2 protein-coding genes are annotated in these 813 nt (G+C 41.0%); both read right to left on the minus strand.

Features of this window, described 5'->3' with window-relative positions; genetic code table 11:
• Positions 1-66: 66 nt before the first annotated feature.
• Positions 67-477, minus strand: coding sequence for a molybdenum cofactor biosynthesis protein MoaE (locus E1163_RS15945; protein ID WP_155173452.1), 411 nt, complete (start codon positions 475-477; stop codon positions 67-69).
• A 2-nt stretch (positions 478-479) separates the two neighbouring features.
• Positions 480-722 carry a MoaD/ThiS family protein gene (locus E1163_RS15950; RefSeq protein ID WP_155173453.1) on the minus strand — a complete coding sequence of 81 codons (243 nt, stop codon included), beginning with the start codon at positions 720-722 and terminating at the stop codon, positions 480-482.
• Positions 723-813: the final 91 nt, after the last annotated feature.

Raw genomic sequence — 813 nt, forward strand, 5'->3', positions numbered from 1 at the left:
GCTGGGGATTTTGTTATTTAGCCTCTTGGTAGCTTTGTCTGTTATTACCACATTGGTAATAGCGATTTAAGGATGAGCTGAAACCCACACTTCACCATCTTCAAAGATTTCTTTCTTCCAGATAGGAACAGTTTCTTTGAGGGTATCAATAGCATACTGGCAGGCTGCAAAGGCTTCCTTTCGATGCGGTGATGAAACTGCAATAACCACAGCTATTTCACCGACTGTCAGTGTGCCGATGCGGTGATGAACCACAACATGATGCACGGGCCATTTATTTTTCATGGCTTCGATGATTTTCTCGATCTCCTTGATGGCCATATTGAGATAGGTCTCAAACTCCAGCCTAACCACTTTTTTATCTTGAGTAGTTGCTCGCACTGTACCAATAAAAACATTGACCGCTCCAGCTTCATTGCTAAACACGGTGCTGGTTATGTCATCAGGGTTTAATGGATGCTCTGTTATTTTTATCATGGTCAACCTCCGCTTACAGGTGGTATTAAAGCTATTTCCTCTTTTCCGGACAGCACAACCTCTTCATCAACATATTCATTGTTGACCGCTACCCTTAGCGACCGTAGTTGCTTCATCCTGGGGTAGGTTTGATAAAGCAATTCTTTAAGAGTAGCCACACTGGTACCTTCGTTGAGGGAGATCCTGAAAGTATTTCCTTCAACGATATCCCTGGTAATTCCAAAAGCTAAGATTTCAACTTCCATAATTAATAAGCTAAACTATTCTTTAAAATGATCAGTTCATAGAAATGAGTCTATAAAATAGCAATACAACTTTAGTACAACCGATTACGCG

Origin of the sequence: Fulvivirga kasyanovii, from assembly GCF_009711405.1 — a bacterium.
Taxonomy (GTDB): Bacteria; Bacteroidota; Bacteroidia; order Cytophagales; family Cyclobacteriaceae; genus Fulvivirga; species Fulvivirga kasyanovii.

What these genes read in the sequence shown, in the direction of transcription:
- E1163_RS15945 (WP_155173452.1), bottom strand. Translation starts at nt 477, where the DNA reads ATGATAAAAATAACAGAGCATCCATTAAACCCTGATGACATAACCAGC.
- E1163_RS15950 (WP_155173453.1), bottom strand. Translation starts at nt 722, where the DNA reads ATGGAAGTTGAAATCTTAGCTTTTGGAATTACCAGGGATATCGTTGAA.